Annotated in this window: 11 protein-coding genes; 8 read left to right on the plus strand and 3 right to left on the minus strand. The window is 73.4% G+C overall.

The window, feature by feature from the left end; translation table 11 throughout:
- The first annotated feature begins 86 nt into the window (after nt 1–86).
- The 8 genes from mutS to P1V51_10235 all read left to right on the plus strand — a co-directional run bounded on the left by mutS (nt 87) and on the right by P1V51_10235 (nt 12153).
- Nucleotides 87–2834, plus strand: a complete 2748-nt coding sequence (mutS, locus tag P1V51_10200; GenBank protein ID MDF1563408.1) for a DNA mismatch repair protein MutS — start codon at nt 87–89, stop codon at nt 2832–2834.
- Between the two features lie 95 nt (nt 2835–2929).
- Entirely contained in the window at nt 2930–3532 is a 603-nt protein-coding gene (locus P1V51_10205) for an L-threonylcarbamoyladenylate synthase (GenBank protein ID MDF1563409.1), read from the plus strand.
- Nucleotides 3533–4420 carry a site-specific tyrosine recombinase XerD gene (xerD, locus tag P1V51_10210; GenBank protein MDF1563410.1) on the plus strand — a complete coding sequence of 296 codons (888 nt, stop codon included), beginning with the start codon at nt 3533–3535 and terminating at the stop codon, nt 4418–4420.
- Nucleotides 4421–4478: 58 nt separating this feature from the next.
- The gene (locus tag P1V51_10215) at nt 4479–5357 is read left to right on the plus strand and encodes a segregation/condensation protein A (GenBank protein MDF1563411.1); all 879 of its coding nucleotides are present in this window, start codon (nt 4479–4481) and stop codon (nt 5355–5357) included.
- Nucleotides 5354–6541 carry an SMC-Scp complex subunit ScpB gene (gene scpB, locus P1V51_10220; GenBank protein MDF1563412.1) on the plus strand — a complete coding sequence of 396 codons (1188 nt, stop codon included), beginning with the start codon at nt 5354–5356 and terminating at the stop codon, nt 6539–6541. Before P1V51_10215 ends, scpB begins: the two co-directional genes overlap by 4 nt.
- Nucleotides 6542–9814, plus strand: coding sequence for a pseudouridine synthase (locus P1V51_10225; GenBank protein MDF1563413.1), 3273 nt, complete (start codon nt 6542–6544; stop codon nt 9812–9814). It begins immediately after the preceding gene.
- On the plus strand, nt 9811–11319 hold the full coding sequence (locus P1V51_10230; protein MDF1563414.1) for a cyclic nucleotide-binding domain-containing protein: 1509 nt from the start codon (nt 9811–9813) through the stop codon (nt 11317–11319). Before P1V51_10225 ends, P1V51_10230 begins: the two co-directional genes overlap by 4 nt.
- Before the next feature lie 78 nt (nt 11320–11397).
- Entirely contained in the window at nt 11398–12153 is a 756-nt protein-coding gene (locus P1V51_10235; GenBank protein MDF1563415.1) for a general secretion pathway protein GspE, read from the plus strand.
- Nucleotides 12154–12186: 33 nt separating this feature from the next.
- Here the strand turns inward: P1V51_10235 and P1V51_10240 are convergent, their stop codons facing one another.
- The 3 genes from P1V51_10240 to P1V51_10250 all read right to left on the minus strand — a co-directional run bounded on the left by P1V51_10240 (nt 12187) and on the right by P1V51_10250 (nt 18259).
- Entirely contained in the window at nt 12187–13374 is a 1188-nt protein-coding gene (locus P1V51_10240) for a hypothetical protein (GenBank protein ID MDF1563416.1), read from the minus strand.
- Nucleotides 13375–13505: 131 nt separating this feature from the next.
- Complete coding sequence (locus tag P1V51_10245; GenBank protein MDF1563417.1) at nt 13506–15131, minus strand: ChaN family lipoprotein; 1626 nt, start codon at nt 15129–15131, stop codon at nt 13506–13508.
- Nucleotides 15128–18259: a tetratricopeptide repeat protein gene (locus P1V51_10250; protein MDF1563418.1), complete on the minus strand. Its 3132-nt coding sequence runs from the start codon at nt 18257–18259 to the stop codon at nt 15128–15130. Before P1V51_10250 ends, P1V51_10245 begins: the two co-directional genes overlap by 4 nt.
- Nucleotides 18260–18367 lie beyond the last annotated feature (108 nt).

Raw genomic sequence — 18367 nt, forward strand, 5'->3', positions numbered from 1 at the left:
CGAAGACTACCAGCCACCGGGATCCCCCGGGGACCACCCGAAAGAGGTGCGCTGGCGGCGCGATTATGGGAATCTCCGCGGCTTCCATGGCCCGCAGCAGCACGCCCATCGAAGAGAAGCCCCGGGAGCCGGTGCCGGTCGATCGGACCCCCGAGGACCTGCAGCGGACGGGGAAGCTCACCCCGATGCTCCAGCAGTACCTGGAGCTGAAGGCGACCCACCAGGACTGCCTGCTCCTCTTCCGCCTGGGCGACTTCTACGAGTGCTTCTTCCAGGACGCGGTGCAGGCCTCCGAGATCCTGGACATCACCCTGACCGCCCGGGGCAAGGGGGAGGACCGCTTCCCCATGGCGGGCATCCCCCACCACGCCTCCCGGGGGTACATCGCCCGGCTGATCGAGGCCGGCCGCAAGGTCGCCATCGCCGACCAGGTCGAGGACGCCGCCGAGGCCAAGGGCCTGGTGAAGCGCGACGTGGTGCGGGTGATCACGCCGGGGGTGGTGCTCGACGAGGACGTCCTGGAGGGCAGCGACGAGCGGCTCCTGGGGACGGTCGTCCCGGCCGGCAGCGCCGGCGAGGGCTTCGCCCTGGCCCTGCTGGAGATCTCCACCGGCGCCCTGCGCGCCACCGAGCTGCCCGGCCGGCAGGCCCTCGCCGAGGAGCTCGCCCGCTGCGGCGCCCGCGAGCTCCTCCTGGCGCCGGAGCTCTGCGCCGGGTCCCGGGAGGAGGGGCCCTCGCCCCTCGAGCGCCTGGCCGCGGACGCCCTGCGGGAGGCCACCCTCGCCCCCGGCGCCGACGCCCACTTCGGTCCGAAGCGGGCCCGCAAGGAGCTCGAGGAGCACTTCGGGGTGGCCTCGCTGGAGGGCTTCGGCGTACCCGCGGGCAAGGCGGGGGAGCCCCTCTGCCGGGCGGTGGCCGCGGCCCTGCGCTACGTGGAGGCCACCCAGAAGCGAAAGGCCACCCACGTCGATCGCCTGACGGTCTACTCGCCCGAGGGCGGCCTCACCCTCGACGCCACCAGCCGGGCGAACCTGGAGGTGGTGCGCACCCTGCGGGACGGCAAGCGCAAGGGCTCCCTCCTGGGCCTGATCGATCGCACCGTGAGCGCGGTGGGGGGGCGGACCCTCACCGCCTGGCTGCTCCACCCCCTGGGAGAGATCCCGGCCATCGACGCCCGCCTCGACGCGGTCGCCCACCTCCACGCCTCCGGCGGGCTGCGGGAGGAGCTGCAGGCCCACCTCACCGGCCTGCCGGATCTCGAGCGGGTGCTCGCCCGCCTCTCCCTCGGCCAGGGCAGCGGGCGGGATCTGAAGGCCGTGGAGCGCGCCCTCGAGCGCCTGCCCGCCCTGGCGGCGGCCCTCGCCGGGGACGAGCTGCCCCTGGCCCTGCGGGAGTGCGGGGAAGAGCTGGGCGCCCTCGACGCGCTCCACGCCCACCTCGCCGCGGCGCTGGTGGACGAGATGCCGGCCACCCTCACCGAGGGCGGGATCTTCCGGAAGGGCTACAACCCCGATCTCGACGAGATCCTGGAGCTGGGCCGCAGCGGGAAGCAGTACCTCCTCGATCTGGAGACCCGCGAGCGGGAGCGCACCGGCATCGGCTCGCTGAAGGTCCGCTACAACCGGGTCTTCGGCTACTACATCGAGATCGGCCGGGCGAAGGCACAGGAGGTCCCCGCGGACTACGTGCGCCGCCAGACGATGAAGAACAACGAGCGCTTCATCACCGAGGAGCTGCAGCAGTACGAGGCGAAGGTCCTCTCGGCGGACGAGCGCCGCAAGGCCCTGGAGCGGGAGCTCTTCGAGGCGCTGCGCGAGGAGGTGGTGTCGCAGGGTGGGGTGATCGGCCGGATCGCCCGGCGCCTCGGCCGCCTCGACGCGCTCCTCTCCCTCGCCCGGGTCGCGGTCGAGCAGCGCTGGGTGCGCCCGGTGGTGGACACCTCCCGGGACCTGGTGGTCGAGGGGGGGCGGCACCCGGTCATCGAGGACGCCCTGCGGCAGATGGGGGGCGAGGCCTACGTCCCCGGCGATCTGCGCCTCGACGACGAGCACACCCTCCTGGTGATCACGGGCCCCAACATGGCGGGCAAGTCGACCGTCATGCGCAAGGCGGCCATCCTCACCCTCCTGGCGCAGGCGGGCTCCTTCGTCCCGGCGCGCTCCGCCCGGGTGGGGCTGACCGACCGGATCTTCACCCGGGTGGGGGCGAGCGACGATCTCTCCCGCGGGCAGTCGACCTTCATGGTCGAGATGAACCAGACCGCGGCCATCCTCCACCACGCGACGGATCGCTCCCTGGTGATCCTCGACGAGATCGGCCGGGGGACCTCGACCTTCGACGGCCTCTCCATCGCCTGGGCCGTGGCCGAGCACCTCCACGACGTCTCGGGGGCCCGGACCCTCTTCGCGACGCACTACCACGAGCTCGCCGACCTCGCGAAGGAGCGGCCGCGGGTGGCGAACTACACGATGGCCGTGCGGGAGTGGAACGAGAAGGTGATCTTCCTGCGCACCCTGATCCCGGGCGCGGCCAGCCGCTCCTACGGGATCCAGGTGGCCCGCCTGGCGGGGCTGCCCCGGGAGGTCCTCGAGCGGGCCGCCGCGATCCTCGCCGGCCTCGAGGCCTCGGAGCTCGACAGCCTGGGCCGCCCGGCCTTCGCCCACGGTGACCGGGAGCCGCAGGGCAGGGGACAGCTGGCCCTCTTTGGCGCGGCGCCGCGAGCCCCCTCCGAGGTCGAGAAGCTCCTGGCCGAGATCGACCCCGACGCGCTGACGCCGCGGGAGGCCCAGGGGCTGCTCTACCGCCTCGTCGAGCTCCTCTCGAAGGCGACGTAATCCCGCCTTCCGTCAACTCCGGGAGGGCGCGCCCGGAAAGTTGACCGGATCGGTTTCCCGGGTACTCTGCCGCCGTGTCAGGCCAGATCGCCAGGATGCTCGAGATCGATCGGGACCGCCCCAACCACCGCAGGATCGCCCAGGCGGTCGAGCTGCTCCGGGAGGGGAAGCTGGTGGCTTACCCCACCGACGTGAACTACGGCATCGGCTGCGACCTGCACTCGAAGCGAGCCGTCGAGCGCCTGCGGGGTCTGCGGGGCCTCGACGCCAAGAAGCGCCTGACCTTCCTCTGCGAGGACCTCTCGCAGGCCTCGCGCTACGCCCGCATCGACGACGTCGCCTTCAAGCTGATGCGGAGGCTCACCCCCGGCCCCTACACCTTCATCCTCGAGGCCACCCGCGAGGTGCCCAAGGTGGTCGCGACCAAGCAGAAGTCGGTCGGGGTGCGGATCGTCGAGTCCGCGGCCGTCCTGGCGATGGTGCAGCAGCTCGGCCACCCGGTGCTCAACACCACCGCGGCGGACGTCGACGGCGCGCCCCTCGGTGATCCCCGCCTGCTGCGCGACGAGCTCGGGCACGGGATCGATCTGATTCTGGACTGTGGCCTCAACCTCCTGGAGAGCACCACCGTGGTGGATCTCCAGGGGGAGCAGCCGGAGGTGATCCGGGTGGGGGCTGGCCCCGTGGAGGATCTCTAGATGGACCTGCTGTTGGACCGCTATCTCGCCTTCATCCGCATGGAGAAGGGCCTCTCGCAGAACACGATCGAGGCCTACGCCCGGGATCTCGGCCGCTACCTCGAGCGGCTCGCGGAGTCCGGCATCGAGGCCCCCGCGGCCGTCCGCCGGGAGCAGATCCTCGACCACCTGCGCTCCCTCCACCAGGCCGGGCTCTCGCCGCGCTCGCAGGCGCGGGCGCTGGCGGCCATCCGCACCTTTCACCGCTACCTGGTGCGGGAGCGGGTCTGCGAGAACGACCCCACCGCGGATCTGACCACCCCCCGGACGGTCAAGCGGCTGCCCAACTTCCTGACCCTCGAGGAGGTGGACCGGCTGCTCCAGGCCCCCCCGGTGACCACCCCGGCCGGCGCCCGGGACCGGGCGATGCTCGAGGTGCTCTACGCCGCGGGCCTGCGGGTGAGCGAGCTCTGTGGCCTCGAGGTCGAGGACGCGAACCTCGAGGTGGGCTTCGTCCTGGTCCGGGGCAAGGGCGACAAGGAGCGGGTCGTCCCGCTGGGGCGCTCGGCCATCTCCTGGCTGCACCGCTACCTCGACGGCCCCCGGGAGGAGATCCTGCGCGGCCGCACCTGCCGCAGCCTCTTCCCCTCCAACCGGGCGAGGGCGATGACCCGCCAGGCCTTCTGGAAGAACATCAAGAAGTACGCCCGGGTCGCCGGCATCGAGAAGGAGATCAGCCCGCACAAGCTGCGCCACTCCTTCGCCACCCACCTGCTGGAGGGTGGGGCGGACCTGCGCTCGGTGCAGTCCATGCTCGGCCACGCGGATCTGGCGACCACCGAGATCTACACCCACGTGGACAGCGAGCGGCTGCGCCGCCTCTACGAAGAGCACCACCCCCGGGCCTAGGGCAAGAGCCCTGTCCTGGCTGACCTTTGCGGTCCGCCCGTGGTAGACAGACGGCTTCATGCAAAGCCGAGAGATCGCTGACGAGAACGCCGTCGCCGCCCCGGAAGAGGGCGGCACGCCGGGGGCGCCGGGGGGACTGCAGGTGCCAAGTGACCTGCGCCTGAACGTCCAGCTCCCCATCTTCGAGGGTCCCCTGGACCTGCTCCTCCACCTGGTGCGGGAGCACAAGCTCGACATCCTCGACATCCCCATCTCCTTCATCACCGACCGCTACGTCGAGATGCTGGAGAAGATGCAGGAGCTGAACCTGGACGTGGCCGGCGAGTACCTGCTGATGGCCGCCACCCTGGCGCACATCAAGAGCCGGATGCTCCTGCCGCGGCCGGAGCCGGAGGCCGAAGACGAGGAGGAGGAGGGGGATCCCCGCAACGACCTCGTCCGGCGGCTGCTCGCCTACCAGAAGTACCGGGAGGCCGCGAACATGCTCTCCCGGCAGGACCTGCTGGGCCGGGACGTCTTCGCCCGCACCAGCACCCCGGGCCCGCTCCCGCTGGATCCCGGCGAGCTCGGGCTGCGCGAGGTGAGCGTCTTCAAGCTCATCGAGGGCCTCGACTCCGTCCTCAAGCGCGTGCGCCCCGAGGTGGCCCACGAGGTGATGCGGGAGGAGGTCTCGGTGGCCGACCGGATCTCCAGCCTCGTCGAGCGCCTGCGCGAGGAGCGGAACCTCAGTTTCCTGGCGCTCTTCGACGACGCCACCACCCAGACCCGGATCATCGCGACCTTCCTCGCCCTGCTGGAGATGGCCAAGCTGGGCCTCGCCCGCATCCAGCAGGCCGTCGAGGGGGAGGAGAACGCCGGCGAGATCTTCATCGCCGCAGCCGAGGGGCTCCTCGATCGCGACGACGTCACCCCCACCTCCGTGGACGAATACCGTTGAGCACGAAGTCAGAGAGCGCCACCGCCGTGGTGGAAGAGAAGCTCGAGGAGCAGCAGGACGCCGCCGCGCCCGAGGCGAAGAGCGAGGTCGAGGCTGCGCCCGAGGTCGAGGCGGAGGCCGTGCCGGCGGTCGAGGCGGAGGCGGAGCCCGAGGTCGAGGCGGAGGTCGCGGCTGAAGCTGAGGCTGAAGCTGAGGCTGAAGCTGAGGCTGAAGCTGAGGCGGAGCCGGAGGCTGACGCTGAGGCGGAGGCGGAAGACGGGTCCGAGGCGGACGAGCTGGATTCCTCCGACGAGGAGTCCGATGGGGAGTCCGATGAGCCCGGAAAGCCGGACGCCGCGGAGCGGCTGGCCGCGGCGGCGGAGCGGATGAGCGACGAGGAGGTGAAGAACACCCTCGAGTCGCTCCTCCTGGTCGCCGACAAGCCGCTGACCGCCCAGCGCATCCGCGAGGTCACCGGCCTGACGCCGACCCGGATCCGCGAGGGCTTCGAGACCCTCGGGGGCATCTACCGGGACGGGGTCTGCGGCATCGTCCTCCACGAGGTCGCCGGAGGGTGGCAGCTGCGGACCTGCGCCTCGACCGCCTCCGCGGTGAAGCGCCTCCTGCAGGTGAAGCCCCACCGGCTCACCCGGGCGGCCCTCGAGACCCTCTCCATCGTCGCCTACCGCCAGCCGGTGACCCGGCCCGAGGTCGAGGAGATCCGGGGCGTCGACTCCGGTGCGGTGATGCGGGCCCTCCTCGAGCGGGATCTGGTCCAGGTCATCGGCAAGAAGGAGGAGCCCGGCCGGCCCCTCCTCTATGGCACCACCCGGGCCTTCCTCGAGTTCTTCGACCTGAAGGACCTGGCCTCCCTGCCGACCCTGCGCGAGTTCCACGCCCTCGACGAGGAGCACGAGCGGATCGTCGAGGAGCGCTACCCGGAGGAGGAGCATCCCCAGGCGATCCTCGACGACCTCGGCGACGAGTCTCCCCTCGAGGAGCACCGCAGCGAGGACGAGGACGCCCTCGATGCGCTCGACGACGCCCTGCGCGACACCCGCCGGCGGGATCGGGCCCTGCGACGGGTCCTCACCCCGAACGATCCGGAGCCGGAGCTTCCCGAGGACGAGGAGGCGGGGGAGGGCGAGCTGGCCGAGGCCGAGGCCGCGCCGCCGCCCGAGAGCCCGCCGGAGGAGAGCGTGTAGATGAGCGGCCGGGACGACGAGCAGCGTGAGGGCGAGCGAGGGGAGCGCCTGCAGAAGGTGCTCGCCCGGGCCGGAGTAGCCTCTCGGCGCAGCTCCGAAAAGCTCATCATTTCCGGCAAGGTCACGGTGAACGGTGAGGTGGTTCGTGAGCTTGGGTCGCGGGTCGCGCCGGGCGACGAGGTCCGGGTCGAGGGGACGCGGATCTCGGCCGAGGGCCACCGCTACTACCTCCTGTACAAGCCCCGCGGGATGGTCACCACCCTCAGCGATCCCGAGGGCCGCCCCTGCGTGGGAGAGCTCTGCGCCGACCTCCCGGTGCGGGTCTTCCCCGTCGGCCGCCTCGACTTCGACGGCGAGGGGCTGCTGCTGCTGACCAACGACGGCGCGCTCGCCGAGAAGGCGATGCACCCGCGCTTCCACGTCCCTCGCATCTACGAGGTGAAGGTCCGCGGCGTCCCGGGCCCCGACGCCCTCGAGCGGATGGTGGCCGGCGTGCGCCTCGACGACGGCCGCGCGCGGGCGCTGGAGGCGAGCCTGCTCCGGCGCACGAAGACCAACACCTGGGTGAAGGTGGTGGTCGCCGAGGGGCGGCAGCACCTGGTCAAGCGCCTCTGCGCGGCGGTGGGCCACCCGGTGCAGCGCCTGAAGCGGGTGCAGGTCGGCGAGCTGGCCCTGGGCGAGCTGAAGCCCGGACAGGTCCGGGAGATCAGCGCCGCGCAGGCCGGGATGGCCACCCTCGAGGGGACCGTGGGCCCGGCGGGTCCGAGGCCCGGACCGCGGCCGGACTCCGGACCGGCCTCGAGAGCGGCGCCCAGGCCGGCCGGCAAGGAGAGCAGGCTGCCCACCTCGAGGGGCGGCCCGAAGCCGGCGCCCCGGCCGGCCGGCAAGGCGAGCAAGCGGCCCGCCGCGAAGGGCGGCTCGAAGCCGGCGCCCCGGCCGGCCGGCAAGGCGGGCCAGAAGCCCGCCTCGAAGAGCGGCGCGAAGCCGGCCTCGAAGCCCCGGCGACCGGGCGGAAAGGGGCGGGGGCTGCGGGGCCTGACCACGGTGCTCTTCCTGCTCCTGGCGAGCCAGCTCAGCGCCTGCGCCGACGACGTGGCGAGCGCCAGCAAGAAGCTCTCCGAGGACGGCTCGGCCCTGATCCGCGCCGCGGCCGCGGAGCGCCTCGGCGAGCTCGGCGGCGCGGAGGCCCTGCGGGTGCTGACCGCCGAGGGCCTGAAGGACGACGCGCCGCGGGTGCGCGCGGCCTCGATCCGCGCCCTGGAGAAGCAGAACAACGCCCGCCTGATCGACCTCTTCGGCGACCTCCTCTTCGATCCGGCGGCCGAGGTGCAGCTCGCCGCGGCCCAGGCCCTGGCGGCCCGGGGCGACGCGCGCTCGCGGCGGACCCTCGAGCTGGCCTACGGGCGGGCGCCCCTGGACAGCCGCCTGGCCATCGCCGCGGCCCTCACCGGGGCCGGGGTGGAGCCCGAGCGGGCGATCGCCGAGTGGTCCGAGCGGCAGCTCAACAGCCTGCTGGCCGCCGTGCGCTCCGACTCCGTGGCCGAGCGCATGGGCGCGGCCGAGCAGCTCGGGCGCTCGGGCACCCCCGAGGCCGTGGCCGCCCTGATGCCGATGCTCGCGGACCGCAGCGTGGGGGTCGCCGCCTCCGCCGCCCGCGGGCTGGGCTGGGCGGGTGATCCGCGGGCGGTGAGCCTCCTCGCCGCGCTGCTGGACGAGCCCTATCCGGTGCTGCGGCGGGACGCCGCCCAGGCCCTCCGGCGCATCGGGAGCCTCGAGGCCCTCCCGGCCCTGGCCGCCGCGGTGAAGGCCGTGGACGACCCCACGGCGGTGGTCTACGTGCAGGCCATCCGGGCGCTCTCGGGCGGCGCGGAGGGGGACGAGAGCGACGGCGCCGAGGCCCTCTGCCAGGCGCTCCTCGACGCTCCGGGGCCCCGCTCGGCGACCCTCGCCGCGCAGACCCTCGTCCAGCGAGGAGGGAGCTGCGACGCGGCGGCCGCGCTCCACGCCCGCCTCGGCGGCAGGGACGCCAACCTCCACGCGGCCCTGGCTGCCATCGAGTCGCTCCGCGGGGCGGGGATGGACGCCCGGCAGCTCGCGCGCGTCGCGGACCTCCTCGAGGACGACGATCCCCGGGTGGTGGGAGAGGCCCTCGCCGCCCTGGCCGCCACCGAGCCCGAGCAGCGGGCCGAGCAGGCGCGCCAGACCCTGGCCGAGCTGCTCGAGGGGCAGCGCCTGGCCCGGGAGGAGTGGGTCCCCGGGACCCTGCCGACCCGCAACGCCTGGGCGGTCTCCGAAGAGGAGCTCGAGGCTCACCGGGAGCAGGAGACCACCTTCGACGACGCCTACTCCCTGGTCGGGATGGAGACCGGCGCGAACTACCGCAAGCGCTTCGACGAGCTGATCGATCGGGTCGCCGTCCTGCGCGCCGAGCGAGAGGCCGACGAGGCCGCCCGCAAGGGGCTGGGCGTGGTCGACGTGGACAGCGTCGCGGCCCGGAACCGCGAGGCCCTCACCGGTGACGTGGTCGCCTCGCGGGTCGAGCTGGTCGACGATCGGCCGCCCGAGCTGGAGGCGCGGCTCGCGGCCGCCTGCCGGGCGGTGGGCTGGGCCGGCTCTCCCGCCGACGCCCCGGCCCTGGTCGAGGCCCTGCGGACGAACGGCCCGGAGGTCCAGCGCGCCGCCGCCGAGGCCCTGGAGCGGCTGGGCCCGGAGGTGGCGCCCGCCGTGATGCCGGTCCTGGAGGTGGTGGTCACCACCGAGGTGATGGCGCCCCTGGCGCGGCTCCTGGACGCCGCGAAGACCCCGGCGGCCGAGCTGGCGGCCCTCCTGCCCCGGGTGCAGGAGACCGGCCGCGCGCCGCTGCTGGAGACCCTCGGCAACCGGGGCGGCAACGAGGCGGAGGCCCTGCTGATCGAGGCCCTCGGCTCGACCGTCACCGCTGGCGCCGCCGCGACCGCGCTGGGCCACCTGGGGACCCCCGCCGGCCTGGCCGCGCTGGAGCAGCACGTGCGGGACGAGCACAGCCGGGGCCGGGTCCAGGCCTTCCGGGCGCTCGCCGCGAGGGGCTCGACCCCGGAGCGGGCCGAGACCCTGGGCCAGGGCCTGCACGATCGGGATCCGGAGGTCCGCGGCGTGGCGGCCGCCGCGCTGGCCGGCCGCCAGGGACCCACGCAGGTCTGGGTCGATGCACTGCGCAAGGACTATGACATCATGGTCCGGCGGGCTCTCGAGGAGGAGGGTGCGCGCCGGGACGAGGAGGGGAGCACCCCGTGACAGTCGACACCAACCGGGCGAGGAAGCTGAAGGACAAGGCCGTCCGCTTCTACGCCAAGGGCAAATACGACAAGGCCCTGATCGCCTACATGGAGGTGGTCAAGGCCGACCCGAGGGATCTCTCCAGCCGGCTGCGGCTGGGTGATCTCTACAAGCGGCTGGGGGAGAGCGAGAAGGCGATCCGGGTCTACGGGGAGGTCGCCGACTTCTACGCCAAGGACGGCTTCCTCCTGAAGGCCATCGCGGCCTGCAAGCTGATCCTGGAGGTGGACGCGGGCCACACCGACACCCAGTCGCTCCTCGCCGAGCTCTACGCCAGCAAGTACGGCAAGCCGATGCCCGCCGCCGCCGCGCCTGCCGCGCCGGCGCCCGCTGCTGCGCCCGCGCCTGCGCCTGCGCCTGCGCCGGCCGCCGCGGCGCCGGTGCCGGTCCCCGCGCCGGCCCCCGCCGCGTACGAGTCGCTCGATCCTCCAATGGAGGCCCTCGATCCCCCGATGGAGCTCGCCGACGAGGTCGCGCCCAGCTTCGGCGAGATCGAGCTGGAGGTCGGCGGCGAGGACGACGACGAGGACGAGATCCTCATCGATCTCGACGCCCTCGGCGACGAGGAGATCGATGTCTCCGAGGTCGAGCCGCCCCCGATGATCGCGGCGCCGGCCCCCAAGGAGCTGCCGACGATCCCGCTCTTCTCCGATCTGCCCCAGGACGCCTTCATCACCCTGATGGAGCGGATGACCCTGCGCCGGCTGATGCCCGGCGACGTGGTGATCCGGCAGGGAGAGACCGGCGACTCCTTCTTCGTGGTCGTCGGTGGCACCCTCAAGGTCTACCGGGAGGTGGACGGGCAGGCGATCGAGCTGGCCCGCCTCGGCGACGGCCACTTCTTCGGCGAGATGGCCCTGCTCTCCGAGGATCCGCGCTCGGCCACCGTCGAGGCGGTCGACGAGGCCGAGGTCTTCGAGCTCTCGGCCGGGCTCCTCACCGAGCTCACCGGCCGCTTCCCCTCGGTGGAGGAGGCCCTCCAGCGCTTCTACCGTCAGCGCCTGGTGACCAACACCCTGGCCTCCTCGCCGCTCTTCCGGCCCTTCGACAAGGAGCAGCGCCGGGAGCTCCTCGGCCGCTTCACGGCCCTCGAGGTCCCGCCGGGCGAGGTCGTGGTGGAGGAGGGGAAGCAGTCCGAGGGCATCTACCTGCTCGTCGTGGGGGAGGTCGCCGTGACCCGGGGCACGGGCTTCGAGGAGGTCACCCTGGCGCGCCTGACCCAGGGGCAGATCTTCGGCGAGATGAGCCTCATCAACGGCACCGCCGCCGGGGCCACCGTCCGGGCCATCCGGCCCTGCACCATCCTGCGCCTCCCCGAGACGGCCTTCCGGGAGCTGATGATGACCCACCCCCAGATCCTGGAGGTGGCGAGCGAGCTCACCGCCGAGCGCGAGCGGCAGAACGCCGCCCTCACCGGGGGCGGCGGCATGGAGATCGACGAGGACGGGCTCCTGCTCTTCTGATCCGGGGGGGAGGTCCTCTCCTCCCGGGAGGGTGGATTTCTTGCCGGGTGGGGTCTGGCAAGCCTAATCTCGCCGCAGATGAGCACCGGACAGCCAAAGCTGCGTCTGGGCGAGCTGCTGATCGCCGCAGGCGTCCTGGACGAGACCCACCTCAACGCCGCCCTCGCCGAGCAGCGCAAGTGGGGCGGCAAGCTCGGCCGCGTCCTGGTGGACATGAAGCTGGTCTCCGAGGACCTGATGGTGAAGGCCCTCTCCCGCCAGCTGGGGCTGCCGCGCATCGATCTCGACACCCAGCAGCTGCCCCAGGCGGTCACCCAGGTCCTGGGCGTCGACGTCTGCGAGCGCTACGGGGTCTTCCCGGTGGGCGTCGATCGTCAGCGCCGGGCCATCCAGATCGCCGCCGCGGATCCCACGAACTACGAGGCCCTCGACGAGGTCGCCTTCCGGACGAACCTGAAGGTGGAGCCGGTGGTGGCGACGGCCAGCTCGGTGGACCGGGCGATCCGCCGCTACTACTACGGCGAGAACCCCCGGATCGGGCCGAGCGCGACCCTGGACCCCTCCACCTACGGGCTGGAGGGGGGCCGGATGATCGACATGGACGACGAGTCCGAGACCGATCCCGGCTCGGCGTCCCCGCCGGCGCCTGCCGCCGTGCGCGGCGTCGCGGCCGACGCGATCCCCGCCGGGCTGGCGGAGCTCTCCAGCCGGATCGAGTCCCTCGAGCAGACCCTCACGGCCGAGGTCCGCGCGCTGCGCGCCCTGGTCGAGCTCCTGGTGGAGCAGGGGACGATCGACCGGGACACCTATCTGGCGAAGGTCCGCCGGGGCTGATCCGGCGGACCCTCCGGGACACGGCCCGGGCTGCTACTCGGCAGCCTCCTCGGCGGCGCCCTCCTCGGCCGGGGCCTCCTCCTCGGGGGCCGGGTCGAGCTTGGCGGCCTCGGCGGCCTCGGCCTCGGTGAGCGGGGCCAGGCGCTTCATCTGGTAGGCCGCGGTGCCGTCCTTCTTGAAGGTGACCACGCCGGCCATGCCCGTGGACTCGCTGCCGTCGTTCATCATCCAGCGGATGGCGTCGGCCGGACCCACGTTCAGGTAGAGGCTCTTCACGAAGCTCTTCTCGGCGATCTTCTCGGCGCCGGCGAGGTTGGTGGCCTGGCCGCCCGCCTCGTGGATGTTGCCGAAGAGGCCGAAGGCGATCTTGCCCTTCTCGATCAGGCCGTTGAGGTTGGCGTCGCCCACGTTGCCCGCGTCGGTGGCCACGTCGATGGCGGTCTTGGTGGTGCCGCGCGGCGGGCCGTGGGAGACGAGCACCCGGTTGCCCTCGGTCTCGGAGGCCAGCTTCTCGATCGCGGCCAGATCCTCGGTGTGGTAGAGGCAGCCGTCCTCGGCGTGGATGAAGCGGGCGTCGTGGTAGCCGGGGACGCTGAAGAAGGTCGCCTCGGGGAAGCTGACCTGCCGGCGCTTGTTCAGGCTGAAGATGTTGGGGTGCTTGGCCTGCGCGGCGGTGACGCCGTCGGCGAAGATGGTCTTGGCCTCGCGGTTGCCGACGATGGCGAAGACCGGCCAGCCCGGCGCCGCCAGGCGCTCGAGGACCCGCACGATCCCGGCCTCGGTCTCGGCGGTGTCGCCGGTCATCATCACGGCCTCGACCTTCTGCTCCTGGAACCACTTCACCAGGCGCTCGACGTTGAAGAGGTTCTCGCCGGTGTCCTCCTTCACGTCGCCGATGACGCCCACCACGAGCTGATCGTCACCCTCGGCCGCGGTGAAGGTCACCTTGTAGCCCTCGATCTTGGCGTCGAAGGCGCCCACCTTGCGGTTCTCGAGGGGCGCGAGGTCGACGGGGCCGACGCAGAGGGGGTCGCTCTTGCCGGAGGTCGCGGCGCTGGCGGTCGGAGCGCCCCCGAGGGCCTCCTTCATCTCCGGCGTGACCTCCTTCTCGGGCGCCTCGGCGACCGGCTTCTCCTCGGTGGCCGGCTTCGAGTCCGGGCAACCGGGAAGCACCAGGGCGCCGAGGAAAAGGACGAGAATCGAGCTGACGAGACCCCGCATCACACTGCCTCCTTGGGAAAGCTTCATTTGGCCCGGAGGGATCCTCCCGGCGGTGCGGCAGGACCCTATCCTGGCCTCCTACGGGCTTCAAGCGCTGCATCAGCCCACCTCACGGGGCCGGGCGCACTCGCCTAGGGCTGCTGCGGGATCCGGACCCGGCGCACCCGCGAGGAGAGATGGAAGTAGGCATGAAAGGTGTCACCCGCTTCCTCGAGGGGGTCGAGGAAGAGGGCGCGCATCTGCTCCTTGGTGACCTTGCCCTGCACCATCGCGTGGTAGAGGCGATCTCCGAGGATGTAGCCCAGCAGGTGGGTGACCGCGTTGAAGAGGTCGGCGTCCGCCTCGGCGTAGATCTTCCGCAGGCCCGGGACGCGCTCCCCCGCCTCGAGGCGCAGGTGGGCCAGGGTGACCTCGGCGGCCCGCACGTCGCCGTGGCGCAGGCCCTTGCGGTCCCCGCGCTGCCAGTCGTCCACCAGCGCCTTCAGGCGCGGGGGGTGGGCGCACTTGCGGCGGGGGTTGATCACCTTCGAGCCGAAGAAGGCGATCGCCTCGTTGAGGATCCGGGAGTAGAAGGCGTCCACCAGCCCGTCCCGGTCGCCGTCGTCCTCGGTGAGCACGTGGCGAAGGAAGTGGGCCGCCTCCTCCGCGGCGTGGTTCACCGAGAGGCTGGCGAGGTAGACCACGCCGGCCCGGGGCAGGAAGCAGCTCTCGCGCTCCAGGATCCGGCGCCGGATGTAGGCGACCTCCCGGCGGTTGAACTGCTTCTTGCGCTCCAGCTCCGAGAGGAAGGAGAGGTCGCCCAAAGTGTAGACGAGCACGTGGTCGAGGGCGTCGCCGAGCTCGACCTCCAGGAAGTCGGCCAGGTAGCGGCACATGCTCTTGAAGGTGCGCTCGGGGGCGGACTCCAGGCCGTCGTCCACCCCGACGTCGTCGTGCAGGTGAGCGAGGTAGCTCTGCTGGGCCACGATCGGCGAGGTGTTCACCAGGCAGATCTCCTCCTTGCTCACCTCCACCGCCTGCGCCTGGTGCTCCAGGCCCCGGGCCGTCAGCTTCCAGTAGATCTCCTCGGCGTTCTGGTAGACCGAGAGCTGGGAGGGGGCGTCCTGGCCGAGGCGGCGGCAGGCCCGGGCGAGGGCCCGGGGCAGGTGGCTCGGCGCGACGTGGAGCTGGCCGGTCAGCACCATCAGCTGGTGCTGGGGGTGCTTCTGCCGGAAGCGGGCGAGGCGCCCGGCGGCGTACTCGTCCCGCTTCACGAGGGAGGCGTTCTCCAGGTCCAGGGCGACCACCGGCAGCCCCAGCTCCCGGGCGAGCAGGAAGAGGGGGGCGAAGCCCGGCCAGATCCGGAAGACGTGGTGCTCGGGGTAGTCGATCCGCTTGAGGAAGTTGCGCTCGGTCAGCCGCCCCAGGAGGAACGAGTCCACGTGCCGCTGGTGCCGGCCGGCGACGAACTCCAGCCCGAGGGCGACCGGGCGGCCGTGGCCCAGCACCCGCTGCACCAGCTTGCCGAAGGCGCGCTGGGCGTGGGTGAGGGTGTGGTAGTCGCCCACGTGGACGACGTCCCGCGCGGCCGCCCGGGCGACGACCTCGTCGTACTCGAGGATGCCCCGGTAGCCGGTGACCCGCTGACGGTAGGCCTTCTCGTAGGCCCGGAACCCGCCGCTGTAGCCCTCGACCGAGGCGTCGATCTCGGCGCGCTGCCGCTGGTAGATCTCGCGGTGAAGGGCGACCAGCGCGGTGTTTCCGAGCGGTTGGCTCAAGGGAGGGCCGAGAGGAGCTGCCGGGCGCGGCTGGCCTGGGCGTGCCCGGGCTGGAGCTCGAGGAATCGCTCGAGGGCGGCCCGGGAGACCTCCGGGGAGGCGACCTCGTCCACGCCCATCATCCCCACCCGCAGCAGGGCCAGCTCACCGCCAGGGCGCTTGCCGAGCAGCTGGTAGAGGTGGAGGGCCTGGCGGGTGTCGCCGCCCGCCTCGGTGACCCGGGCCTCGGCGAAGCGGACCCGCGGGGCGTCCGGGGCCAGCGCCAGGGCGCGGCCGAGGGCCTGGCGGGCGCCCCCGGGATCGGTGAGCTCGGCGCGGGCGATCGCCAGGGCCGCGTGGGCCCGGGCAAGCTGGCGGTCGCTGGCGGCCAGGCGCTCGACCCAGGCCAGCGCCGCCGTCGCGCCGGCCAGGGCGTCGTCGGGGTTCGTGGCGCCGTCCACCAGGGCCTCGGCGCGCCCGACCCGGGCCTCGACCGAGGAGGGCTCCAGGGCGATGGCCGCCTCGTAGGCCGTGATGGCGTCGCCGAGCTTGCCGAGGCGGTGGCGGCCGGTGCCCAGCGAGGTCTGCGCCTCGGCGGAGTGCTTGTTGGCGAGCGAGAGCTCCTCCAGGGCCTGCAGCGCGGAGGCGTCGCCGCCGCCGATCTGCACGAGGGCCCGGCCGAGGGAGAGGCGGAGCGGCTCGTCCTTGGCGGGGGGGTGGGCCTCCAGGTGGGTCGCGGCCTTCTTCAGCTCGCCCTCCTCGAGGAGCACCCGCAGCTCGAGCCCGGCCGCCTGGGCCGAGCCGAGCTTCTCGGAGAGCTTCGCGATCCGGCGGGCCGGGGCGCGGCTGAGGTAGGTGCTCACGGCCCTGCCGGCGTCGGGGTTCATGGCGATGGCCCGCTCGAGCTCGGGGAGACCGGGGCCGGCCCGGCTGGCGGCCAGCAGGAGCGCCTCGCCCCGCAGCGCGAGCTGGGCGTGGGAGGGCACCTCGCCCCGGCGGGGCGCCGGCAGGAGGGAGACCGCCTGGCGCGCCTCGCCGGTGTCGAGGAGGAGGCGGGCGATCTCCAGGCGGTGGGCGGGATCCCGGTCCGGCCGGGCGGCGGCCCGGAGGGCGGCCTTGCGCGCCCCGTCGAGATCGGCGGCGAGGGTCGCGAGGTGGGCGGAGACCGCCCAGGCCATGCTGGAGACCTGGCGGGCCTTCACCAGCGGATCGAGCTTCGCCTGCGCCTCGGCGAGGCGGCCGTCCGCCGCCTCCAGGCGCACCTCGAGGAGCGACTTCTCCTGGCCCTCGGGCAGGGCGCCGATGAGGCTCGCCGCCCGGCTCGTGCGGCCGCAGCGCAGGGCCGCGCCGGCCGCGTCGCTGGTGAGGCTCCGGGCGCGCTCGGCGTCGTCGGCCCCCAGGCTCTCGGCCACCCCGGCCAGGACGTCGACCGCCGCGCAGGGCCGCTCGCGGGCCAGGAGCGCCTCGCCGAGCTGGGCCCGGCAAGCAGCGTCCGCGTCGGCGATCGAGGCGCCGTTCTCGAAGCGCCGGGCCCGGTCGGGATCCCCCGCGGCCATGGCCAGGCGGGCCGCCGCCAGGTTGAAGCGGCAGAGGTCGGTCGGCGTCGCGGCGGTCCGCAGGGACTGCTCGAGGCCCTCGGCGCGCTTCAGCAGGGCCTCCTGCCTCCCCTCGCTCCGGAGGCCGTGGGTGAGCAGGAGGATCACCGAGGGGAGGTGGTCGGGGTGCCCCTCCACCACGCGCTCGAGGAGCTCCACCGCCTCCTCGGCCCGGCCGGCCCGCACCAGCGCGCTGGCGAGGGTGGGGACCAGCGGCAGGAAGCCGGGATCGCTCGCGTGGGCCTGCTCGAGGGACTCGAGCGCCAGGGGCAGGCGCTCCAGGCCCTGCTCGGCCTGGGCGCGGGTCCAGAGCAGACCCGGGTGGCGGGGCGCGGCCGCGAGGGCGGGGGAGAGGGTCGTCACGACCTCCCCGTAGCGCTCCTGCTCCACCAGGATCATGGCCTTGGCCAGGGTCGCCTCGAGGGGCACCTGCTCGAGGACCTCGGTGCGGGCGATCCGCTCCTGGGCGGTGATGAGGGTGTCGGTCGGCGCCTCGAAGCCGGTGAAGCGCCGGGCGGCGACGTAGGCCCCGAGCCCGAGGGCCTCGGCGTTTCCGGCATCGAGCTCCAGCGCCTCCTGGACCGCCGCCTCGGCGGTGGCCAGGCTCAGCACGGTGTCCTGCGCCGCCGCGACCGCGGCGGTGGCGAGGGCCGAGCGCAGCTTCTCCTCCTTCTGGGTCTTCCAGAAGTAGAAGCCTCCCCCGGCGGCGGCGAGGAGGACGACGACGATCAGGACGGCCACCGAGCGCTGGCGCCGCTCCTTCGCCAGGTGGGGCGGGGCGTAGGGCTGGAACTCGGAGCTGCCGGCGCGGCGGCGGGCAGCCGGATCGCTCGCCGGGCGGGGCGCCGCCGGCGGCGGAGGCTCGTAGGAGGGGGTGGTCGCCGGATCCACGCCGGTCGAGGGCGCAGGCCCGCCCAGGTCGAGCTCCAGCGCGCCCTCGGGCTCCGGGCCGCCCCCGATCTGCAGAGGGGGGGCGTCGAACTCGAGCGCGTCGCCGCCGAAGGGATCGTCCTCCGTGTCCAGCTCGATCGCGCCGGAGCCGAAGAGGTCGGCTCCGCCCGCAGCCGATCCGACCGAGACGGGAGCGTCGTCCAGCTCGAGCACTCCACCCGGGCTCGCCGGAGCCGGGGCGGAAGGCGGCGGGCCCGCGGCGGCGGCGCCCAGGGAGGTCCAGAGCGACTGCGCCCGGGCGTCGGGGGGCATGCCCCTGGCGGCACGCTGGAGGAGGGGGCCGGCCAGATCCGGCCGCCCGCCCTGGAGATGGCACTCGCCCAGGATCCGCAGCGCTGCGGTGTGGTTCGGTGAGACGGCCAGGAAGCGCTCGATGGTCGCCCGGGCGTGCTCGACCCGGCCCAGCTGGAGGTTGGCGTCGGCCAGGGCGATCTGGGCCTGCGGCTGGGGCAGGACCGCCAGCCCCTGCTCGGCGACGGTGGCCGCGTCGGCGAAGCGCCCCGCGGCGATCAGGGCCATGGCGACCTCGGCGTAACGGGGGTGCCCCGGCCGGGCGACGACGGCCCGGTACGCAGCTTCCAGCTCGGCAGGCGAAATCGGCACGGGCCCTCCCTCATGGTTCCCGAAAGACTCTCGACCCTGCGATGACCTCGATCGCTCTTCGAAGGTAGCCCTGCCTCCGGGGGCGGGACAAGCATCCGGGCGCGCCTT

The organism is Deltaproteobacteria bacterium (genome assembly GCA_029210625.1).
Lineage (GTDB): Bacteria > Myxococcota > Myxococcia > SLRQ01 > SLRQ01 > JARGFU01.